The following is a 19,836-nucleotide window of genomic DNA, read 5'->3' as shown; positions in this document are numbered from 1 at the left end:
GAATCAGAGATTTGTAACGAAAAGGTAACGGGGTTGTGTAGAGTGTTCGCACCGCGTCGACGAGGACGCGGCGCACGACCCGGAGGACATGCCCGATGCCCGAAGAGCCGGCCCTCGACGCGACCCGAGCCCGAGACCGGATGCAGGCCCTGATCGTGGTGTGCGTTCTGGCCGTCGCGAGCCTTGTGATCGCGTTCCTCGGAGCGACTCCCGCTCGTGTGAGCTCGACGGAGCTCCTGGGCGACACGCGGGCGCCCGGCGACCAGGCGTTCATCGCGAGCCATCGCGGCGGGGGAGCGACCGCGCCCGAGAACACGCTGCCCGCGATCGAGGCGGCCCTCGCCGACGGCTACGACTACGTCGAGGTCGACGTCGCCGTCACGGCCGACGGCGTCGCGGTGCTCATGCACGACTCGACCGTCGACCGCACGACGAACGGCCGGGGGGCGCTGGCGGCCCTCACCTTCGCCCAGGTGCGCGAGCTCGACGCCGGCGGGTGGTTCGACGCGCGCTTCGCGGGCACGCGCGTGCCGACGTTCGGCGAGTTCCTCGATGTCTTGGAGCGCGCCGGGAGGCGTGCGATCGTCGAGCTCAAGGGCCGTTGGGACGAGTCCACCGCGGCCCGCCTCGTCGCGGACATCCAGACGCGCGGCCTCGAGCACCACGTCGTGCTCGCGAGCTTCGACGCGCGCAGCCTCGCGCTGGTGGGCGCCGTGTCGGACGTGATCCCGCGGCTCGTCATCATGAAGCGCCTCCCCGACGACACGGCGGATGCCGCCCGCAAGGCGGGCGCGCGCGGGGTCATCGTCGACCGGCGCGCGGTGCTCGATCGGCCCGAGGTCGTGGACGAGCTCCACGCCGCCGGGCTGCGCGTCGTCGTGTACACCCTCAACAGCGACAGGCAGTGGGACGCCGTGACGGCGCTCGGAGTGGACGGGATCGTGACCGATGATCCCGGCACGCTGCAACGGTGGCAGCAGGCGACAGCGCGGCGCGAGTAATCTCGGGAGGAGAACCACCGGGAGGATTCGTGACGACAGGACGCCGTCGCCGTGGACCGAGCGCGCACACACTCCTTCGCTCCGGCGGGCGCATCGCGGCCGTCGCGACGCTCGTCGCCGCGACGGCGCTCATGACGGCGTGCCAGCCCGAGCCCGGTCCGTCGCCGACCCCGACGGTCACCCCGGTCACGCCGAAGCCCGGGCCCACCGAGCCCACTCCGATCGAGTCCAACACGCCCGACGCGGGGATCGAGCTGCCCACGGCGTGCGAGGACATCTACTCCGCCGACATGCTCGCGTCGCTCAACCAGCAGAACCCGCCTCTGAACGACCCGGGCGTGACGATGCTCTCGACCGAGGTCGTCGACGGGATCGAGATCCTCGAGTCCGGGGCGACGCTGCGATGCTCGTGGGGGCAGCCCAGCGAGTTCGGCCTCGCGACGAACGTGACGGCGATCGCCGAGGAGCAGGGGGCGACGCTCCAGGACGCGATGCTCAACGCGGGGTTCGGATGCGGCCAGGAGCTCGGCGGCACGGTGTGCCGCGTCGAGCACCGCACGATCGACCTCGACGACAACGAGGTCGTCTACGGCGAGGTGCACGTCCTGCGCGACTCGATGTGGATCTCCACGCGCTACATCAACTTCGCTCCCGAGGGCTACACGGAGGACATCGTCGCGACTCTGTGGAACTGAGTCGCCCGGCATCCGCTCCGCCTCCGCTAGAATGTACGCGGAGATCCGTTCCGTCGACGCCGCAGCTCGCTGAAGCGAGTGCCAGCGGCCGGCGGGCGAGGCATCCGGTCCCGCGTCCGTGACGGCGCCATCCGCCGCCCGCGGGAGCACGCATGAATGACCCGTCCCGACTGGTCAGCCGGCCATCCCGGCACACACGCTCAGGAGGAGCATGCCGACCACGGCACCCGCCCAGACGGCGTCCCGACGCCGTAGATCCTCGTCCGCACGCCGCGACGACGAGGCCCCCATCATCCCGATCCTCGCCCGCAAGGTGCGCGAGGTCGAGGCGAAGGCCCAGCGCGGAAAGCTCGGGCCGACGAACCGCGTGAAGTTCCAGGTGATCGCGTTCCTCGTCCGCGAGGAGCGTGCGCGAGTCAAGAGCGACACGTCGATCCCGGACGCCGCGCGCGCCGAGCTGCTCAAGCGCCTCGACGGCGTCGCGACGATCCTCGCCAAGACGGCGGCACGCGACACGTCGCTCATCCAGCTGCTCGAGGCCGACCAGGCGACGTCGCCGGTCGCGCGCCGGATGCGCCGCGACTGGCTGCTCGAGTCGGGCGCCGAGCTTCCCGACGAGGAGCTCGTGATCGCCGACATCCCGTCGCCGATCGCGGCGCCCGTTGTGCCCGCCGCGCTCGCCGAGCGCCAGGTCGTGCCGCCGCAGGTCGAGTCGCGCCGCGAGGCGAACCCGTTCCTCGCGCCCGACCTCACGCGGCGCCTGCCGAAGGAGACGCCGCGCCGTCGCCTCGACGGGTGGGAGCTCATGGGCCCGCTGTACAAGGCGTTCGAGACGGGCGCCGGCGGCGGCTCGGCCACGATGGAGCTTCCCCAGGTCCCCGAGTTCGACCGCCTCTCGCCCAAGGGGCTCGAGGTCATGCCGCACCAGTCGCGGTTCCTCGAGGCCGTCCGCCAGGGGCACCGCACCTTCCTGCTCGCCGACGAGCCGGGCCTCGGCAAGACGGCGGAGTCGGTGCTCGCGGCATCCGTCGCCGGCGCCTACCCGCTGCTCGCAGTCGTGCCCAACGTCGTCAAGATGAACTGGGCGCGCGAGGTCGAGCGGTGGACGCCGCAGCGCCGTGCCAGTGTGATCCACGGCGACGGCGAGGACATCGACGCGTTCGCCGACGTGTTCATCGTGAACTACGAGATCCTCGATCGGCACCTGTCCTGGCTGTCGACCATCGGCCTGAAGGGCATGGTCGTCGACGAGGCCCACTTCATCAAGAACCTCACGTCGCAGCGCTCGCAGAACGTGCTCGCGCTCGCCGGTCGCATCCGCGAGCAGGTCCGCGACCCGCTCATGCTCGCCCTCACGGGAACGCCGCTCATCAACGACGTCGAGGACTTCGATGCGATCTGGCGCTTCCTCGGCTGGACGATGCCCTCGGGCGAGAAGCCCGGACCCGCCCTCATGGAGAAGCTCGACGCGACCGGTCTCACGCCGGCCGACAAGTCGTTCTACCCCGAGGCGCGCGACGCCGTCATCTCGATGGGCATCGTGCGGCGCCTCAAGACGGATGTCGCAGCAGACCTCCCCGACAAGCTCATCGCCGACCTCCCGGTCGAGCTCGACGACGAGTACGGCAGGTCCATCCGTCAGGCCGAGCGCGAGCTCGGCGACCGCCTCGCCGCCCGGTACCGCCGCATCGTCGAGTCGCGTTCGCACCGTGTCATGGCCCCGGGCGAGATCGACGACGACATCGTGCGCATGGTCGCCCAGAACGAGCTCGACGAGTCGAAGGCCGCCGGCACGGGTGCCGAGAACGTCTTCACGATGGTCCGCAGGATCGGTCAGGCGAAGGCCCAGCTCGCCGCCGACTACGCCGTGCAGCTCCAGCGCTCGGTGGGCAAGGTCGTGTTCTTCGCGAAGCACATCGACGTCATGGACCAGGCCGAGGCGCACTTCGCTGCCGCGGGCCTTCGGACGGTGTCGATCCGCGGCGACCAGACGACGCCGGCGCGCCAGCTGGCGATCGACGCGTTCAACAACGACCCGGGCGTGGGCATCGCGGTGTGCTCGCTGACCGCGGCGGGCTTGGGCCTGAACATGCAGGCCGCGTCCAACGTCGTGCTCGCGGAGCTGTCCTGGACGGCGGCGGAGCAGACGCAGGCGATCGACCGCGTGCACCGCATCGGGCAGGACGAGCCGGTCACGGCATGGCGCATCATCGCCGCGCACACGATCGACACGAAGATCGCCGAGCTGATCGACTCGAAGCAGGGCCTCGCCCAGCGCGCGCTCGACGGCATCGCGGTCGACCCGCAGTCCAGCGACTCGGTGCAGCTGTCGGCGCTCATGCACGTGCTGCGCCGCGCGCTCGGCGCAGACTGAGGCCGGGGGAGTCCGCGCAGCCGAGTGCCGCTCACGCGCGCGCGTCAACCCCGTCGCGGACGCGTCGCCCGCGCTCGTAGCGTCATCGCCACCGACACAAGGAGGCGACGATGTCCGATCCCACCCAGCCCACGACGAACGAGCCCGATGCGCGGCTCCTCGGCACGCCGGACGGCGCCCTCGCGCCCGACAGCGAAGAGCCCCTCGACCGCGATGTCGACGCCGACGAGATCGACAGCGCCGAAGCCGACGAGCGCGCGGCGCGCGAGGGGAGCAAGGGCGAGCCCCAGGTCTGACGAGGGCTCGAAGCGCGACGGATGCCGCGGCCGGCCGGGTCGCGGCATCCGCTTCGTTCCTCGGCTCTCGCCGCCGCCCGCCGGTCGGTCGGCGCCGTGTGGCACGCACGCCTCCTCCGCCACTAATCTCGGGTGAGGCGCCGTCGCCGACGACTCTCCCGACAGCGAGGACTTCAACATGAAGATCGGTATCCTGACCAGCGGCGGCGACTGCCCCGGACTGAATGCGGTCATCCGCGGTGTCGTGCTCAAGGGCACGACGTCGTACGGTCTCGAGTTCGTCGGCATCCGCGACGGCTGGCGGGGCGTCGTCGACGCGGACTTCTTCCCGCTCACGCGCCACGAGGTGAAGGGCCTGTCGAAGGTCGGCGGCACGATCCTCGGCACGAGCCGCACGAACCCGTACGAGGGTCCTCGTGGCGGCGCCGAGAACATCGCCAAGACCCTGTACGGGCACCGGATCGACGGCATCATCGCGATCGGCGGCGAGGGCACGCTCGCGGCCGCGAACCGCCTGTCGAACGACGGCATCAACGTGCTCGGCGTGCCGAAGACGATCGACAACGACCTGCGTGCGACCGACTACTCGTTCGGCTTCGACACCGCCGTCAACATCGCGACCGACGCGATGGACCGTCTGCGCACGACCGGCGACTCGCACCAGCGCTGCATGGTCGCCGAGGTCATGGGCCGCCACGTCGGCTGGATCGCGTTGCACGCGGGAATGGCCGCCGGCGCGCACGCGATCTGCATCCCCGAGGTGCCGATGTCGATCGAGCAGATCTGCGACCTCGTCTCGAAGGCCCACGACCGCGGGCGCGCCCCGCTGGTGGTCGTGTCCGAGGGCTTCACGCTGACGGGAATGGACGAGGCGTACAGCGACAAGGGCCTCGACGCGTTCAACCGCCCGCGCCTCGGCGGCATCAGCGAGGTGCTCGCGCCCGAGATCGAGCGCATCACCGGCATCGAGACGCGCTCCACGGTGCTGGGGCACATCCAGCGCGGCGGTTCGCCGTCGGGCTTCGACCGCGTGCTCGCGACGCGCCTCGGCCTCGCGGCCGCCGACGCGGTCGTGGACGGCGCGTGGGGTCAGATGGTCGCGCTGCGCGGAACCGACATCGTCCGGGTGCCGTTCATCGACGCGCTCGGCGAGCTCAACACGGTGCCCCTCTACCGCTACGAAGAGGCGGCGGCGCTGTTCGGCTGAGCAGCGCTCAGGCGTCGACGACGCCGAGCACGTCGAGCAGCCACGCGAGTTCGAACGCGCGCTCGCGCCACGCGTTGTAGCGCCCGCTGACACCGCCGTGGCCGGCGACCATCTCGCACTTGAGCAGCGCATCCGCGCCGACCTCGCGCAGCCGCGCGACCCACTTCGCGGGCTCGACGAACAGCACGCGCGTGTCGTTGAGCGAGGTCACCGCGAGGATCCTCGGGTACGCGGCATCCGTCCTGACGTTCTCGTACGGCGAGTACGACTTCATGTAGGCGTACACGTCGGAGTTGTGCAGCGGGTCGCCCCACTCGTCCCACTCGATGACGGTCAGCGGCAGTGACGGGTCGAGGATCGTCGTCAGCGCGTCGACGAACGGCACGTCTGCGAGGATGCCGGCGAACAGCTCCGGAGCGAGGTTGGCGACCGCCCCCATCAGCAGGCCTCCGGCCGAGCCGCCCTCCGCCACGAGCTGCTCTGGCGTCGTGTAGCCCGCGTCGACGAGGTGTCGTGCCGAGTCCACGAAGTCGGTGAACGTGTTGCGCTTGGCGAGAAGCTTGCCGTCCTCGTACCACTGGCGGCCGAGCTCGCCGCCGCCGCGCACGTGCGCGACCGCGAACACGACGCCGCGGTCGAGCTCCGACAGGCGCGGCACCGAGAATGCCGGCTCGATCGAGTGCTCGTAAGACCCGTAGCCGTACAGGTGCACCGGCCGGGGCGCCGAACCGGCCTCGCCGAACGAGCGCTTCCACACGAGGGAGACCGGCACCTGGACGCCGTCCTGCGCGGTCGCCCACACGCGGGCCTGCGCGTAGTCGGCGGGGTCGTATCCGCCCAGCACCGGCTGGCGCTTGCGCAGGTGCAGCTCGCCGGTCGCGATCTCGTAGTCGAACACCGTGCTCGGCGTGACGAACGAGCCGTAGCCGAGGCGCAGCAGCGGGGGAGCCCACTCGGGGTTGCCGCCCGTGCCGACCGAGTACAGCGGCTCGTCGAAGGCGAGCTCGCGGACGGCGCCGTCGGCGTAGTCGAGCAGTCCGATGCGCGCGATCCCGTCGCGCCGGTACGCCACGACACCCCAGTCGCGGAACGTCGACATTCCGAGCAGACGGCGGCCGGGCTCGTGCGGAATGACGATGTCACGGGGGCCGGTGGGGTCGGATGCGGCGACCCGCGCGAGCTCGAAGTCCAGTGCGCCGTCGTTGTGGAGGACGTACAGGACGTCCTCGCCGTCGACGACCGTGTGCTCCGAGTCGTACTCGACGCCCTCGACGCGCGGCCAGACGACGCGTGGTTCGGAGCGGAGATCGTTCGCGTCGACGAGCCACTCCTCGCTCGTGATCGACGAACCCAGCCCGATCACGAGGAACCGGTCGCTGCGCGTGAAGCCGGCGCCGACCCAGTAGCGCTCGTCGGGTTCGTGGAAGAGCTTCGCGTCTTCGGACACCGGGGCGCCGAGCTCGTGCAGCCACACGGTGTCGGGCCGCCATGCGTCGTCGACGGTCGTGTAGACGATGAACCGGCCGTCGGGCGAGAACGTCGCCCCCGCGAACGTGCCGGGGATCTCGTCGGGAAGCTGCTCGCCCGTGACGAGATCGCGCACGCGGATCGTGTATCGCTCGTCGCCGGCGACGTCGACCCCGTAGAGCATGCGCGTGCCGTCGTTCGTCACCTCGAAGCTGCCGAGCGAGAAGAACTCGTGTCCTTCGGCCTCGACGTTGCCGTCGAGGAGGACCTGCTCGCCGGGCACCTCGACGTCGGGGGAGAGCTCGGGCGGGGTCCAGTCATCGGGTGAGGCGAGGGGGGCGCGGCACTGGATGCCGTATTGCTTGCCCTCGACCGTGCGGCCGTAGTACCACCAGTCGCCGCGGCGCGCCGGCACCGAGAGGTCGGTCTCGAGGGTGCGGCCCTTGATCTCGGCGAAGATGCGATCCCGCAGGGGCTCGAGGTGCGCGGTCCGGGCGCGCGTGTACGCGTTCTCGGCCTCCAGGTGCGCGATCACGGCGGGATCGTCCTTGGCGCGGAGCCACTCGTACGGGTCGTCGACGTCGTCGCCGTGGTGGCTGCGACGGGCGGGGCGCCTGGCGGCGACCGGGGCGGAGACGGTGTCGATCGGCGGCGCGGACGGGTCGTTGGCGGTCACAGGTCAACGGTAGTCGAGGCATCGGCCGGCGCATCCGATTCGCCCACGGAGGCGGCCCGGACTGGACAGGCCCTGACCGTCTGCCGGGACACCCCTCCGACGCGCCGTCCTGAGTTGACCGCACGCGACGGCGATGTAAGGATTTCTGTGGCCGGTTGCCGGTTCCTGAATTCACGGTGAACTGTTCGTTCGTCACGCCGATCCCGTCGGCACCACTCAGAATTCCCTCACTCACGAAAGCGAACGGTGGAAACCGCAGCCCTGCTCGTCGCGCTGGTCATCGCACTGGCGCTCTTCTTCGACTTCACGAACGGCTTCCACGACACCGCCAACGCGATGGCGACGCCGATCGCGACCGGTGCCCTCCGGCCCAAGGTCGCCGTGCTGCTCGCCGCGATCCTGAACCTCGTCGGCGCGTTCCTGTCGACCGAGGTGTCCAAGACGATCTCGCACGGCATCATCCGCGAGGAGTCGATCAGCGGCACGACGATGCTGCCGATCATCTTCGCGGGGCTCATCGGCGCCATCACCTGGAACATGCTCACGTGGCTGCTGGGGCTCCCGTCCAGCTCGTCGCACGCGCTGTTCGGCGGTCTCATCGGCGCCACCGTCGTGGGCGCGAGCGTCGCGGCGATCGACTTCGGGCAGGTGCTCAGCAAGGTCGTGCTCCCCGCGGTCATCGCGCCGTTCACGGCCGGCGTCATCGCGTTCGCCGCCACCCGCATCGCGTATGCCGTGACGCGCCGATACGACAACAAGCCCGATGGGCGCGACGGCTTCCGCTGGGGCCAGATCTTCACGTCGTCGCTCGTCGCCCTCGCGCACGGCACGAACGACGCCCAGAAGACGATGGGCGTCATCACCCTCGCCCTCATCGTCGCGGGCTGGCAGGACCCCGAGCACGCCGACCCGCAGACGTGGGTGATCTTCGCGTGCGCGATCACGATCGCGCTCGGCACCTACATGGGCGGCTGGCGCATCATCCGCACGCTCGGCAAGGGCCTCACCGACGTCAAGCCCGCGCAGGGCTTCTCGGCCGAGACCGCGACGGCGTCGACGATCCTCGCCTCGAGCGCCTTCGGCTTCGCCCTCTCGACGACGCAGGTCGCGTCCGGGTCCGTCATCGGATCCGGCCTCGGCCGCCGCGGCTCGAAGGTGCGGTGGCGCACGGTCGGCCGCATCGCGATCGGCTGGGTCCTGACGCTCCCCGCGGCCGCGGCCGTCGGCGCGGCGTGCGCGTTCCTCATCGTGTGGTTCGGACCGTGGGGCATCGCGGTGGACGCTGTGCTCGCCGTCGCGGTGATCCTCGGCCTCTTCCTGCGTTCGCGTCGCACCGCCGTCACCTCGGCGAACGCCATGAGCGAGGTCGCCGAGTCCGGGCGGGCCGTCAAGGTCAAGCGCAACCCGCCCCCCACGCGCCGCCAGCGCGCAGCCATGCGCGCCGAGGCGCGCCGCGCGCGCGAGGAGGCCGCTGCCGCCGCCAGGCGTGAGAAGCGCGAGAAGGAGGCGTCGAAGTGAACATCACCATCGACTGGATCGCCTTCGTCGAGGTCTTCGCCGCGGCGCTCGTCGCCGCCGTGCTCGTGGTCGGGTTCTACGCGATCGGCCTGCGGCTCCTGGTCCGCGCCGGACGCGTCCCGGTCGTGGCACCGGCGGAGTTCACCGATGCGATCACGGTCATCTCCGAGAAGGAGGCGCGCCGAGCCGCGAAGGCCGCCGCGAAGGCCGCGAAGAAGAATCCGCTCACCGACGGCCAGAAGATCTTCGCGCTGATCAGTGCGTACGCGTCGTTCACGCTGTGCGGTCTCGCGGTGCTCGGCGGGCTGCTCCTCATCGTCCTGAAGTGACGGCTCACGGCCGCCGGACGACCGGCACGGCCGCACGCGCACGTACCATGACGGCATGGAGGCCCCTGTCCAGTCCGTCCAGTTCGGCCAGTATCCGCCTGCCCGGCGCACGATCGTCCACCTCAGCGACACGCACCTCCTCGCGGGGAACCCGCCGCTCGGCGGCCGGTACGACACGGCCGCGAACCTCGCGCGCACACTCGAGGCGGTCGAGGCGCTCGGCATCCGTCCGGACGCGATCGTGTTCACGGGCGACCTCACCGACCTCGGCGAACCGGAGGCGTACCGTGTCCTGCGAGCGGCGGTCGAGCCGCTCGCGGCGCGGCTCGCGTCGCCCGTGATCTGGGTCGCCGGCAACCACGACGAGCGCCCCGCCTTGCGCCGCGACCTGCTCGACCTCGAGCCGACCGAGGAGCCCGTCGTCGGCGCCTGGGACCTCGGCGGACTGCGCCTCGTCGCGCTCGACACGAGCGTGCCGGGGTGGCACCACGGCGACCTCGACGATGGCCAGCTCTCGTGGTTGCGCAGCGTGCTGTCGACGCGGGCGCCGCTCGGCACGATCCTCGCGCTGCACCACCCGCCGCTGCCGAGCCACCTGCCGCTGTTCGACATCCTCGAGCTGCGCGACCAGGGCCGACTGGCCGCCGCGATCGCGGGATCCGACGTGCGGGGGATCCTCGGCGGGCACCTCCACTACTCCACGAGCGGCACCTTCGCCGGCGTCCCGGTGAGCGTCGCCGCGGCGACGTGCTACACGATGAACCTCGCGCGGCCGGCATCCGAGGTCAACGGAATGGACGCGGGCCAGTCCTTCCATCTCGTGCATGTGTACGACGACACGATCACCCACTCGGTCGTGCCGGTCGTCGACGCGGTGACAGCCGACTACTTCTCGGCGGAGTGGATCGAGCGGATGGCGCGACTCACGCCCGAGGCGCGGCTGGAGCGCTTCTCGCGCAAGCGCTGAGACGCCCCCTCGCGGCCGCCGAACGCCATCGCCGGGCCGTACATACCACGCGACCCGACTGTACGGGAGGTACAGCCTGGCGGATCGCGCTCGCGGGTACGCTCGTAGGCATCCCACTCCACATTCCGTGACGACCCACAAGGACACCACGATGTCACTGGACGCAATGACGCGCACCCGCACCGAGACAGACTCCCTGGGATCCATGCAGATCCCTGTCGACGCCTACTGGGGCATCCACACAGCCAGGGCCCTCGAGAACTTCCCGATCTCGAAGCGGCCGATCTCGGTCTACCGCGACCTCGTGCGAGCGCTCGCGATGGTCAAGCAGGCCTCGGCGCGCGCCAACAAGGAGATCGGCGTGCTCGACGCCGAGAAGGCCGACCTCATCGATCGCGCTGCCCAGCTCGTGATCGACGACCAGTACCACGACCAGTTCGTCGTGGGCGTGATCCAGGGCGGCGCGGGCACGTCGACCAACATGAACGCGAACGAGGTCATCACCAACATCGCGCTCGAGCTGGCCGGTCGTGAGAAGGGCGACTACGACTTCCTCTCGCCGATCGACGACACCAACCGCAGCCAGTCCACGAACGACGTCTATCCGACAGCGGTCAAGATCGGGCTGAGCCTCGATCTGCAGACTCTGCTCGAGGAGCTCGACCTGCTCCGGCGGGCGTTCCTGGCGAAGGCGGTCGAGTTCCACGACGTGCTCAAGGTCGGCCGCACGCAGCTGCAGGACGCCGTGCCGATGACGCTGGGGCAGGAGTTCAACGGCTTCGCCACGACCCTGGGCGAGGACTACAACCGCCTGCTCGAGAACCGGTACCTCCTGTTCGAGGTCAACATGGGCGCGACCGCGATCGGCACCGGCATCACCACGCACCCCGACTACAGCAACGCGGTGCTGCGGCACCTCCGTGAGATCACGGGACTCGACCTCGAGCTCGCGACCGACCTCGTGGAGTCCACGAGCGACACCGGCGCCTTCATGTCGTTCTCCTCGTCGCTCAAGCGCAACGCGATCAAGCTGTCGAAGATCTGCAACGACCTCCGCCTGCTCTCCTCCGGGCCGCAGGCCGGCCTCGGCGAGATCAACCTTCCGGCGCGCCAGGCGGGCTCGAGCATCATGCCGGGCAAGGTGAACCCGGTGATTCCCGAGGTCGTCAACCAGGTCGCGTTCGCGGTCGCCGGCTCCGACCTGACGGTCACGATGGCGGTCGAGGGCGGCCAGCTGCAGCTCAACGCCTTCGAGCCGGTGATCGCGCACTCGATCTTCCAGTCGATCACGTGGATGCGCCGCGCGATGCACACCCTGCGCGTCAACTGCGTCGAGGGGATCACTCCGAACCGCGAGCGGCTCGGAGCCATGGTGGGCTCGTCGGTCGGCGTGATCACGGCGCTGACCCCGTTCATCGGCTACGCCGCCGCGGCCGCCCTCGCCAAGACGGCGCTCCTGACCGGTCGCAACGTCGCCGACCTCGTGGTGGAGGCGGGGCTCATGTCGCGCGAAGAGGTCACGAAGCAGCTGTCGCCGGCGCGGTTGTCTGGGCTCGAAGCGATCACCGCCGCGATCCCGGTCGTCGGAGCGGACGCGGTCTCGGAGAAGCCGAGCGCGCCCGATCTCGACGATGTGTGAGTCCTGATTGCCCCTGCCCGCGAGTGCCGATAGCGTTCCGAGGGTCACAACCGAAAGGGCCCCGCATGTCAGACCCGCAGAACCCCGTTGACCCGCAGCAGCAGCCGGCCTCCCAGCCGCCCGCCTACCAGCCGCCGCAGCAGTACCCCGGCGCCGGTGACGCGGGTTCCGGGTACGCCGCCGCGCCGCCCGCTCCGTATGGCCCGCCGGCCACTGCGACCGTGCCGGGCAAGACGATGGGCATCGTCGCGTTCATCCTGTCGTTCTTCGTCCAGCTCGTCGCGCTGATCCTCGGGATCATCGCGCTCGTGCAGAGCAGGAAGGCCGGCCACTCGAACGGCTGGGCCGTCGCGGCGATTATCATCTCCTCGGTGCTGATGGTGATCGGAATCATCGTCGGCATCGTGGTGCTGGCCGTGTTCCTGCCGATGATCGGCGACCTCGCGCAGCAGTGCGCCGAGCTCGGCCCGGGCCGCCACGAGCTGCCGAGCGGCATCACCATCACGTGCGGCTGAGACCGCCGAACGACCTGAAGGGGGCGGCGCCGCGGACGCGGGGCCGCCCCCTTCCGCGTCTGTCCGGCCCGTCCTCAGTCGAGGATCCGGCAGTGTGTCGTGAGCGACCCGATGCCGTCGATGCCGACCGTGACCGTCGAACGGTCGCGCAGGAAGATCTGCGGGTCGCGCGAGTAGCCGGCGCCGCCCGGGCTGCCGGTCGAGATGAGCGTCCCCGGCAGCAGCGTCGCCGATCGCGACAGGTGCGACACGAGCGTCGCGACCGAGCGCACCATCTGGCCGGTCGACGCGTCCTGCATCTGGTGCCCGTCGACGATCGTCCAGATGTGGAGGTCCTGCGGGTCGGGCACCTCGTCGGCCGTGACGACGAACGGCCCGGTCGGCGTGAACCCGTCGAAGGACTTGCACCGCGACCACTGCGCCTCCGAGTACTGGATGTCTCGCGCCGTGATGTCGTTGACCACCGTGTAGCCCCACACGTGCGAGAGAGCGTCGTCGGGCGACACATCCTTCGCGGGGCGGCCGATGATGACGCCGAGCTCCGCCTCCCAGTCGATCGCCTCGCTGAGCGCCCGCGGCCACGTCGTCGTGCCCCCGTGCCCCGCGAGGGAGTTCGGCCACAGCACGAACACGGTGGGAGTCGAATCCGTCTTGAGGCCGAGCTCGCCGGAGTGCGCCGCGTAGTTGAGGCCGATCGCGAGGATCACCGGCGGGCTCAGCACCGCTGAGGCGAACGCGAAGGTGTCGAGCGGATGCCGCTCCGCCGCGCCGGCCGAGGCATCCGCCACCCGCTCGAGCAGCTCGTCGCCGCCGGCGATGAGCTCTTCGAGAGACCTCGGCGCGCCGGCGAAGAGCTCCTCGACGACGACGGCCATCTCGCCGTCGACGACTGCGAGGCGCGGCGAAGCCGACCCCGGCCGGGTGACGTGGGCGAAACGCATCCGACCAGCCTATTGGGATGTGCGGCGGGCGTGCCGCCGACCCTAGGCTGTGCGCATGACGACCAACCCGGACGGACGGCCCTCGCTCGTCCCGCCCCCGTTCCCGTCGCCGCTCGCCCAGCCGCAGATCGGTCAGGGCGCCGCCATTCCGCCGGTCGGCACCGTGCCCGCGTCGGTGCCGGTCTCCGTCCCGTCGCGGGTCGGCCGCACCGCTCCCATCTGGGTGTCGGGCGTCCTCGTCCTGCTGCTCTTCGTCCTCGCGGGGTACTTCCTCAACGCCATCGGCGCGGGGGCGTCGATCGTCGGCATGATCCTCGGGCTCATCCCGCTCGCGGGCGTCGTGATCGCCATCCGCCTCGTCGACCGCTGGGAGCCAGAGCCGCGCGGTCTGCTCGTATTCGCGGTCGCGTGGGGTGCGATCGCGTCTGTCGCGATCGCACTCGGCGTGGACCTGCTGCTGTCGGTCGCCTTCGGCCCGATCGACTCGGTGGCAGCGGATGCCGCGTCGGCGGTCATCCAGGCGCCGATCGTCGAGGAGCTCGCGAAGGGCCTCGGCCTGTTCATCCTCTTCGCGAGCGCCCGGCGCGCGTTCGACGGCCCGGTCGACGGCGTCGTCTACGGCGCGCTCATCGGCGCCGGGTTCGCCTTCACCGAGAACATCCAGTACTTCGCGATCAGCCTCATCGAAGGCGGCGTCCCGGACGTGACGGCGACGTTCTTCCTCCGCGGAGTCCTCTCGCCGTTCGCCCACGTGATGTTCACCAGCATCACCGGCCTCGCTCTCGGGCTCGCGGCGCGGCGCGGCCTCACGCCCGGCCAGGCTGTCGGCCCGTGGCTCATCGGCATGGTGGGTGCGATGGCGCTGCACGCGTTCTGGAACGGCTCCGCGGTCTTCTTCGACTTCTTCGCGCTGTACGTCACGGCGCAGGTGCCGCTGTTCGTGCTCTTCATCCTCGGCGTCATCGGCCTGCGGCGCGAAGAGGCGCGGCTCACGCGGGACCGGCTCGGGGAGTACGCGGCGGCCGGGTGGTTCACGCCGCAGGAGGTCGACATGCTCGCGACGGGTCGCGGTCGCAAGGAGGCGATGCAATGGGCCATGACCCTGCGCGGCGACCGACGGCCGATCATGCGTGAGTTCATCGCGGATGCCACGGCTCTCGCCGCGGCCCGTCAGCGGGCGATCACGGGTCGAGATCCGCACGCGATCGACGACGAGCACGAGCTCCTCCGGAAGACGGCGGCGGCGCGCGCGGCGCTGTTCGCGCTCTGATCCGAACGCTGTCGCCGGACGCGCCGCGCGGCCCTTGACACGCGGGCGACCGCCTAGGCATCCTGAAGCCAGGTCAACTCAGCGCTCGGTAGACACGCAGGCATCGCCGCGGCACCGGGCGCTGAGTCTGCCGCGGGAACGATCGCTCCGCCTCTACACTGGCGCTCGTGGACGTCGAAGCGGTCTTCACCGGCGTGGCCCTCGCCTTCGAGGGCCTCGGGGCTCTCGCGATGATCGTGGGGTTCGTGATCGCGGTGGTGCTCGGCATCCGCTCCCTCCGTCGCGGCGAAGGTGGCCACACCGCGTTCTCCGTCCTGCGCAACACGCTCGGCGCCGCGATCCTGCTGGGCCTCGAGGTGCTCGTGGCCGCGGACCTCATCCGCACGATCACATCGAAGCCCTCGATCGAGGACGCGGTGATCCTCGGACTCATCGTGCTCATCCGGACGATCCTGTCGATGTCGATCCAGATCGAGATCGAGGGCGTCGCCCCGTGGCGGCGGGCCCTGCTGACCAGCGGTGGCCGGCTTCTCGGTCAGGCGGTGGCTCGGGACCGCAGCGCCGGCGGGTCCGGGCAGGCCGAGCCGTCGACGTGACCCCTCGCGTCGACGCGCGTTGACTCCGCTGCTTCGCTCGCGTTGTATGGACGCATGAGTGACGACCGCACCAAGCCCGAGATCGATGCTCCCGTGGGTCCTGCCCCCGACGAGCTCGTCATCCGCGACATCATTGTGGGGGAGGGCGCTGAGGCATCGCCGGGCGACACCGTCACGGTGCACTACGTCGGGGTCGAGTACGAGACCGGCGAAGAGTTCGACTCGTCGTGGAACCGCGGCGAGAGCATCCAGTTCCCGCTGCGCGGGCTCATCCAGGGCTGGCAGGAGGGCATCCCTGGCATGAAGGTGGGCGGCCGCCGTGAGCTCGTCATCCCGCCGGACCTCGCGTACGGGCCGGCAGGCGGCCACTTCCTCGGGGGCAAGACCCTGATCTTCGTCATCGACCTCGTCGAGGTCGGCTGACCACAGCTTCCCGCGTTTCGCACAAGGGGCGGATGCCGCGGCATCCGCCCCTTCGTCATGCCTGCGAAACCTTGTTTGCATTCACGGGAATAGATCTGCCGAACGCGCGCGTTGGACCAAGGAGTCCGTCGCGCCCGCGGCGGCCCCGAGACGAAGGACAAGCATGACCGACACCACCACCGCCACCCCGATCGACGTTCCCGGCTACAAGGCAGGCACCTGGGTGCTCGACCCCTCGCACAGCGAGGTCACGTTCAGCGTGCGCCACATGATGATCTCGAAGGTGCGCGGCACGTTCGGGGTGAAGCGCGCGACGATCGTCGCCCCCGAGAACCCCCTCGAGGCGAAGGTGGAGGCGAGCGTCGACGTGACCTCGGTCGACACCAAGGACGAGGGGCGCGACAACCACCTGCGCTCCGCCGACTTCTTCGACGCCGAGAACCACCCGACGATGGAGTTCCGCTCGACCGGCACGCGCATCGAGGACGGCGACTTCCTCGTCGACGGCGACCTCACGATCCGCGGCGTCACCAAGCCCGTCACGTTCGAGCTCGAGTTCGGCGGCTTCGGCGTCGACCCGTGGGGCAACTACAAGGCCGGCGCGACCGCGAAGACGGTCGTGAACCGCGAGGAGTTCGGCCTCACGTGGAACGCGGCCCTCGAGACCGGTGGCGTGCTCGTCGGCAAGGATGTCACGATCACGCTCGACTTGCAGGGCGCGCTCCAGCAGGACTGACCCGACCACGAGGGCGGATGCCTCGACCCGAGCACATCGGGGCGAGGCATCCGCTTCGTCATGTCCGGGCGCGCCGCCGCAGGCGCAGGCGGTTCTGTGCGAGCAGGATGCCGAGGAAGACGACCAGCGCGCCGACGGGCTCGTTCCACGAGAGGCGCTCGCCGAGGATGAGGACGCCCAGCGCGACCCCGACGAGGGGCGTGATGTAGGTCACGGTCGACGCCCGGGTCGGACCCCACGCGCGCACGGCGTTCTGGTTCCAGATGTACGCGACACCGGTGCCGAGGCAGCCGAGCAGCACGATGCTGCCGACGACCCACACATCGAGCCGCACGGGGGACAGGACGAGCACGGGCGTGGCGAGCACCATGATCGCGGCCGCGATGCCGATGTTGAGGAACGAGAACATGAGCGCGCTCATGCCCGTGTTCGACACGAACCGCCGCATGTAGGCGAGGCTGAAGCCGTAGCACGCGGTCGCGCCGAGGATCGCGAACTGCGCGACGATGCTCTGCGCCAGGTCGAGGCCCTGCCACGGTGCGATGATGACCACGACGCCGAGGATGCCTGCCAGGATGCCCGAGATCTGGGTGAGAGTGAGCTTCTCGACGCGGAAGAGCAGGCCGGCCATGACCGCCGTCATGATGGGGGTCGTCGCGTTGTAGATGCTCGCAAGGCCCGACGTCACGTACTGCTGCGCCCACGAGAACAGCAGGAACGGGATTACGCAGAACGACACGGCGAGGACCGTCATGTGGCCGTAGAGGCGGATGCTGCGCGGCAGCGCCTCGCGCCGCGCGAGCACGAACACCCCGAGAGCGAGCGCGCCCAGCACGAGCCGCGACCACGCGACCTGCGCGGGAGCGAGGCCGGTTAGCGCGACCTTCATGAAGAGGAAGCTCGATCCCCACACGAGTCCCGCGAGGGTGAACTGGATCGCGACCGACAGGTTGGAGCCGATGCGGTCGCGTGCGACGGGGGCGGCTGGAGCGATGGCGGTGTTCACTCGGGTGACTCTAGACCCGGCCTTCGACGGCTTCGGCCGCGGGGCACTGCGACGTCCGAAATCCGCCGGTGTTCGGCCGGGGGACTACGCCGCCCGCGTCACGGCGTCGGGTGGAGCGCGTCATATTCGCGGAAGCGCGGGTTCAGGCGCACGATCAGACCGACGAGGCCGATGATGATGAATCCGCCGATCAGCGGAGGGAACCACAGCGTCGTGAGGGTCGCGAGCGTGCCCGCGTAGAGCGCGCCGACACGCGGACCGCCCGCGACCACGACCGTGAAGATGCCCTGCAGGCGCCCGCGCACCGCATCGTGGACGGCGGCCTGCATCATCGTCGACCGGTAGATCGAGCTCACGTTGTCGGCGGCGCCCGTTATCGCGAGGGCCGCGCACGCCAGGACGATGAGGGCGATGTTCGGATGCGTCGCGTCTACCGTCGGGGGAGCGAACCAGCCCAGCGCGCCCGCGCCCAGGACGAGGCCGAACAGCACCGTGGCGGCCCCGTACACCTGGATCGCACGCTGGATGCCGATGCCATGGTGCCGCACGCGGCCGATCGGGCCGGAGAAGAGGCTCGACAGGAACGCACCCGCCGCGACCGCCGCGGTCAGCGCACCGGTCGTGATCGAGCCACCGCCCAGCAGCACCGCGCCGGCCGCGGGGAACAGCGCGAGGGGGTTCCCGAATGTCATCGCGACGATGTCGAGGATGTACTGCATGCGGATGTTCGGCGCCCGCTTGAGGAAGCGCCAGCCGTCCTTGAGCGACTCGAGGCCCGGTCGCACGATCTCGCCCTCGGGGCGGATGCTGGGCAGAGCCCACAGGCCGAGGAAGAGCGACAGCATCAGAACGACGTCGATCGAGTACGTCCACGCGTAGCCCGCGAACGCGACGAGCACGCCTGCGAGGGCGGGACCGGCCATGATCATGATGCCGATCGTGATGCCCTGGAGCGCGGCCGCGGCCGGCAGCAGGTCACGCGGGATGAGGCGCGGCACGATCGCGGCGCGCGTCGTCATGACGATCGAGTTCGCGGCCGAGTTCACCGCGCTGAGCGCGTAGAGCCACGCGACGGTCTCCTGCTGCGTCCACGCGAGCACCGCGAGCAGCACCGTCGACGCGAACGTGACCACGGCGGCCAGCAGCGCCACGAGACGCCGGTCGAAGGCATCCGCGAGCATGCCGCCGTAGAGGCCCGCGAAGATCATCGGAACGAGCCCGAAGACGGCGACCATCGACACGGCGAACGTGTCCTGCGTCAGCTCGTAAACGTGGAGCATCACCGCGACGATCGTGAGCTGCCCGCCCAGCCCCGCGAGCGTCGAGCCGATCCACAGGCGTGCGAACGCGGGGCTCGTCGTGAGCGGGCGCAGGTCGATCAGGTGGTCGCGGCGGAGTCGGGGCATCCGCCTCTGTCCGGTGCCGCTCACTCGTCGACCTCGACGCGCTTGATGCGCGACGAGTGGCCGCCCACGATCTCGACGCGGCGCGGCGCGACGCCGAAGTGGTCGGCGAGCACCCGGACGACGGCCGCGTTGGCGGCCCCGTCGACGGCGCGCTCGCGCACGTACACGGTGAGGCCGTCGGCGGATGCCTCCACCAGCGGGCCCTTGCGGCTGCCCGGCTTGACGCGCACCGTGTACTTCACTCGATCGAGGCTACCTGCGCGCAGCGGCGCAGGTACCCGGCCCCATCCTCGCCCATCGGGACGCCGGATCCGCTCGATTCCGAGTCCGTCTCCGACGCTGGTAGACTCTTCAGGTTGCCGTTAGATCGGCCGCGGATAAAGAGAGCTCACGCAGAGGGCGTCGGGCGCCGCGCAACGACGAGGAAGGGGATCACTTTATGGCACTGGATGCAGAGGTCAAGAAGGCGATCATCGAAGAGTACGCGACGCACCCCGGTGACACCGGATCCCCCGAGGTGCAGGTCGCGATGCTGACGCAGCGCATCAAGGACCTGACCGAGCACCTCAAGGAGCACAAGCACGACCACCACTCGCGTCGTGGGCTGTTCCTGCTCGTCGGTCAGCGCCGTCGTCTGCTCGGCTACCTCCAGGACATCGACATCGAGCGTTACCGCAAGCTGATCGAGCGTCTCGGACTCCGCCGATAACGCGACCAGCGTTCAATCGCGCAAAACATTCTTGGAAGGCCGCCCCCAGGTGTGGGGGCGGCCTT

General features: G+C 70.2%; 20 protein-coding genes. 15 read left to right on the top strand and 5 right to left on the bottom strand.

Translation table 11 applies throughout. The features are described 5' to 3' along the window. Positions 1–95 precede the first annotated feature (95 nt). The 5 genes from BJ991_RS14310 (at position 96) to BJ991_RS14290 (ending at position 5,573) form a co-directional block, all read left to right on the top strand. Entirely contained in the window at positions 96–1,001 is a 906-nt protein-coding gene (locus tag BJ991_RS14310) for a glycerophosphodiester phosphodiesterase (protein WP_179491052.1), read from the top strand. A 29-nt stretch (positions 1,002–1,030) separates the two neighbouring features. Beyond that, positions 1,031–1,696: a hypothetical protein gene (locus tag BJ991_RS14305; protein WP_179491050.1), complete on the top strand. Its 666-nt coding sequence runs from the start codon at positions 1,031–1,033 to the stop codon at positions 1,694–1,696. A 211-nt stretch (positions 1,697–1,907) separates the two neighbouring features. Next, positions 1,908–4,070: a DEAD/DEAH box helicase gene (locus BJ991_RS14300; RefSeq protein WP_179491047.1), complete on the top strand. Its 2,163-nt coding sequence runs from the start codon at positions 1,908–1,910 to the stop codon at positions 4,068–4,070. Between the two features lie 110 nt (positions 4,071–4,180). Further along, entirely contained in the window at positions 4,181–4,366 is a 186-nt protein-coding gene (locus BJ991_RS14295; protein ID WP_179491045.1) for a hypothetical protein, read from the top strand. Between the two features lie 178 nt (positions 4,367–4,544). After that, complete coding sequence (locus BJ991_RS14290) at positions 4,545–5,573, top strand: ATP-dependent 6-phosphofructokinase (protein WP_179491043.1); 1,029 nt, start codon at positions 4,545–4,547, stop codon at positions 5,571–5,573. A gap of 7 nt (positions 5,574–5,580) precedes the next feature. Here BJ991_RS14290 and BJ991_RS14285 read toward each other — a convergent pair whose 3' ends face one another. Continuing rightward, a complete protein-coding gene (locus tag BJ991_RS14285) occupies positions 5,581–7,716 on the bottom strand; it encodes a prolyl oligopeptidase family serine peptidase (RefSeq protein ID WP_179491041.1) in 2,136 nt (711 codons plus the stop codon). 246 nt (positions 7,717–7,962) lie between these two features. Here BJ991_RS14285 and BJ991_RS14280 point away from each other — a divergent pair, with 246 nt between their 5' ends. From BJ991_RS14280 to BJ991_RS14260, 5 genes are all read left to right on the top strand, one after another. Further along, a complete protein-coding gene (locus BJ991_RS14280) occupies positions 7,963–9,234 on the top strand; it encodes an inorganic phosphate transporter (protein WP_179491039.1) in 1,272 nt (423 codons plus the stop codon). After that, a complete protein-coding gene (locus BJ991_RS14275) occupies positions 9,231–9,563 on the top strand; it encodes a peptidase (RefSeq protein ID WP_179491037.1) in 333 nt (110 codons plus the stop codon). The genes BJ991_RS14280 and BJ991_RS14275 overlap by 4 nt, the downstream gene beginning before the upstream one ends. Before the next feature lie 55 nt (positions 9,564–9,618). Further along, positions 9,619–10,530 carry a phosphodiesterase gene (locus tag BJ991_RS14270; protein WP_179491035.1) on the top strand — a complete coding sequence of 304 codons (912 nt, stop codon included), beginning with the start codon at positions 9,619–9,621 and terminating at the stop codon, positions 10,528–10,530. Positions 10,531–10,681: 151 nt separating this feature from the next. After that, the gene (locus BJ991_RS14265) at positions 10,682–12,169 is read left to right on the top strand and encodes an aspartate ammonia-lyase (protein WP_179491033.1); all 1,488 of its coding nucleotides are present in this window, start codon (positions 10,682–10,684) and stop codon (positions 12,167–12,169) included. 65 nt (positions 12,170–12,234) lie between these two features. After that, entirely contained in the window at positions 12,235–12,684 is a 450-nt protein-coding gene (locus tag BJ991_RS14260; RefSeq protein WP_179491031.1) for a DUF4190 domain-containing protein, read from the top strand. A 74-nt stretch (positions 12,685–12,758) separates the two neighbouring features. Here BJ991_RS14260 and BJ991_RS14255 read toward each other — a convergent pair whose 3' ends face one another. After that, a complete protein-coding gene (locus BJ991_RS14255; RefSeq protein ID WP_179491029.1) occupies positions 12,759–13,625 on the bottom strand; it encodes a fumarylacetoacetate hydrolase family protein in 867 nt (288 codons plus the stop codon). Positions 13,626–13,680: 55 nt separating this feature from the next. Here BJ991_RS14255 and BJ991_RS14250 point away from each other — a divergent pair, with 55 nt between their 5' ends. The 4 genes from BJ991_RS14250 (at position 13,681) to BJ991_RS14235 (ending at position 16,650) form a co-directional block, all read left to right on the top strand. Next, the gene (locus tag BJ991_RS14250; protein WP_179491027.1) at positions 13,681–14,895 is read left to right on the top strand and encodes a PrsW family intramembrane metalloprotease; all 1,215 of its coding nucleotides are present in this window, start codon (positions 13,681–13,683) and stop codon (positions 14,893–14,895) included. A 167-nt stretch (positions 14,896–15,062) separates the two neighbouring features. After that, complete coding sequence (locus BJ991_RS14245) at positions 15,063–15,491, top strand: DUF1622 domain-containing protein (protein ID WP_179491025.1); 429 nt, start codon at positions 15,063–15,065, stop codon at positions 15,489–15,491. A gap of 54 nt (positions 15,492–15,545) precedes the next feature. Further along, entirely contained in the window at positions 15,546–15,914 is a 369-nt protein-coding gene (locus BJ991_RS14240) for an FKBP-type peptidyl-prolyl cis-trans isomerase (protein ID WP_179491023.1), read from the top strand. Positions 15,915–16,077: 163 nt separating this feature from the next. Beyond that, the gene (locus BJ991_RS14235) at positions 16,078–16,650 is read left to right on the top strand and encodes a YceI family protein (RefSeq protein ID WP_179491021.1); all 573 of its coding nucleotides are present in this window, start codon (positions 16,078–16,080) and stop codon (positions 16,648–16,650) included. Between the two features lie 58 nt (positions 16,651–16,708). Here the strand turns inward: BJ991_RS14235 and BJ991_RS14230 are convergent, their stop codons facing one another. From BJ991_RS14230 to BJ991_RS14220, 3 genes are all read right to left on the bottom strand, one after another. After that, a complete protein-coding gene (locus tag BJ991_RS14230; protein ID WP_425487549.1) occupies positions 16,709–17,611 on the bottom strand; it encodes a DMT family transporter in 903 nt (300 codons plus the stop codon). A gap of 143 nt (positions 17,612–17,754) precedes the next feature. After that, positions 17,755–19,062, bottom strand: coding sequence for an MFS transporter (locus tag BJ991_RS14225; protein ID WP_179491019.1), 1,308 nt, complete (start codon positions 19,060–19,062; stop codon positions 17,755–17,757). Positions 19,063–19,082: 20 nt separating this feature from the next. Next, the gene (locus BJ991_RS14220) at positions 19,083–19,304 is read right to left on the bottom strand and encodes a DUF167 family protein (RefSeq protein WP_179491017.1); all 222 of its coding nucleotides are present in this window, start codon (positions 19,302–19,304) and stop codon (positions 19,083–19,085) included. 197 nt (positions 19,305–19,501) lie between these two features. Between BJ991_RS14220 and rpsO the strand changes: the two genes are divergently transcribed. Then, a complete protein-coding gene (rpsO, locus tag BJ991_RS14215) occupies positions 19,502–19,771 on the top strand; it encodes a 30S ribosomal protein S15 (RefSeq protein ID WP_179491015.1) in 270 nt (89 codons plus the stop codon). Positions 19,772–19,836 lie beyond the last annotated feature (65 nt).

This window comes from Microbacterium immunditiarum (genome assembly GCF_013409785.1).
Classification (GTDB): domain Bacteria; phylum Actinomycetota; class Actinomycetes; order Actinomycetales; family Microbacteriaceae; genus Microbacterium; species Microbacterium immunditiarum.
Note: the sequence above shows the minus strand (reverse complement) of the source record. Positions and strands in the feature narration are given on the sequence as shown.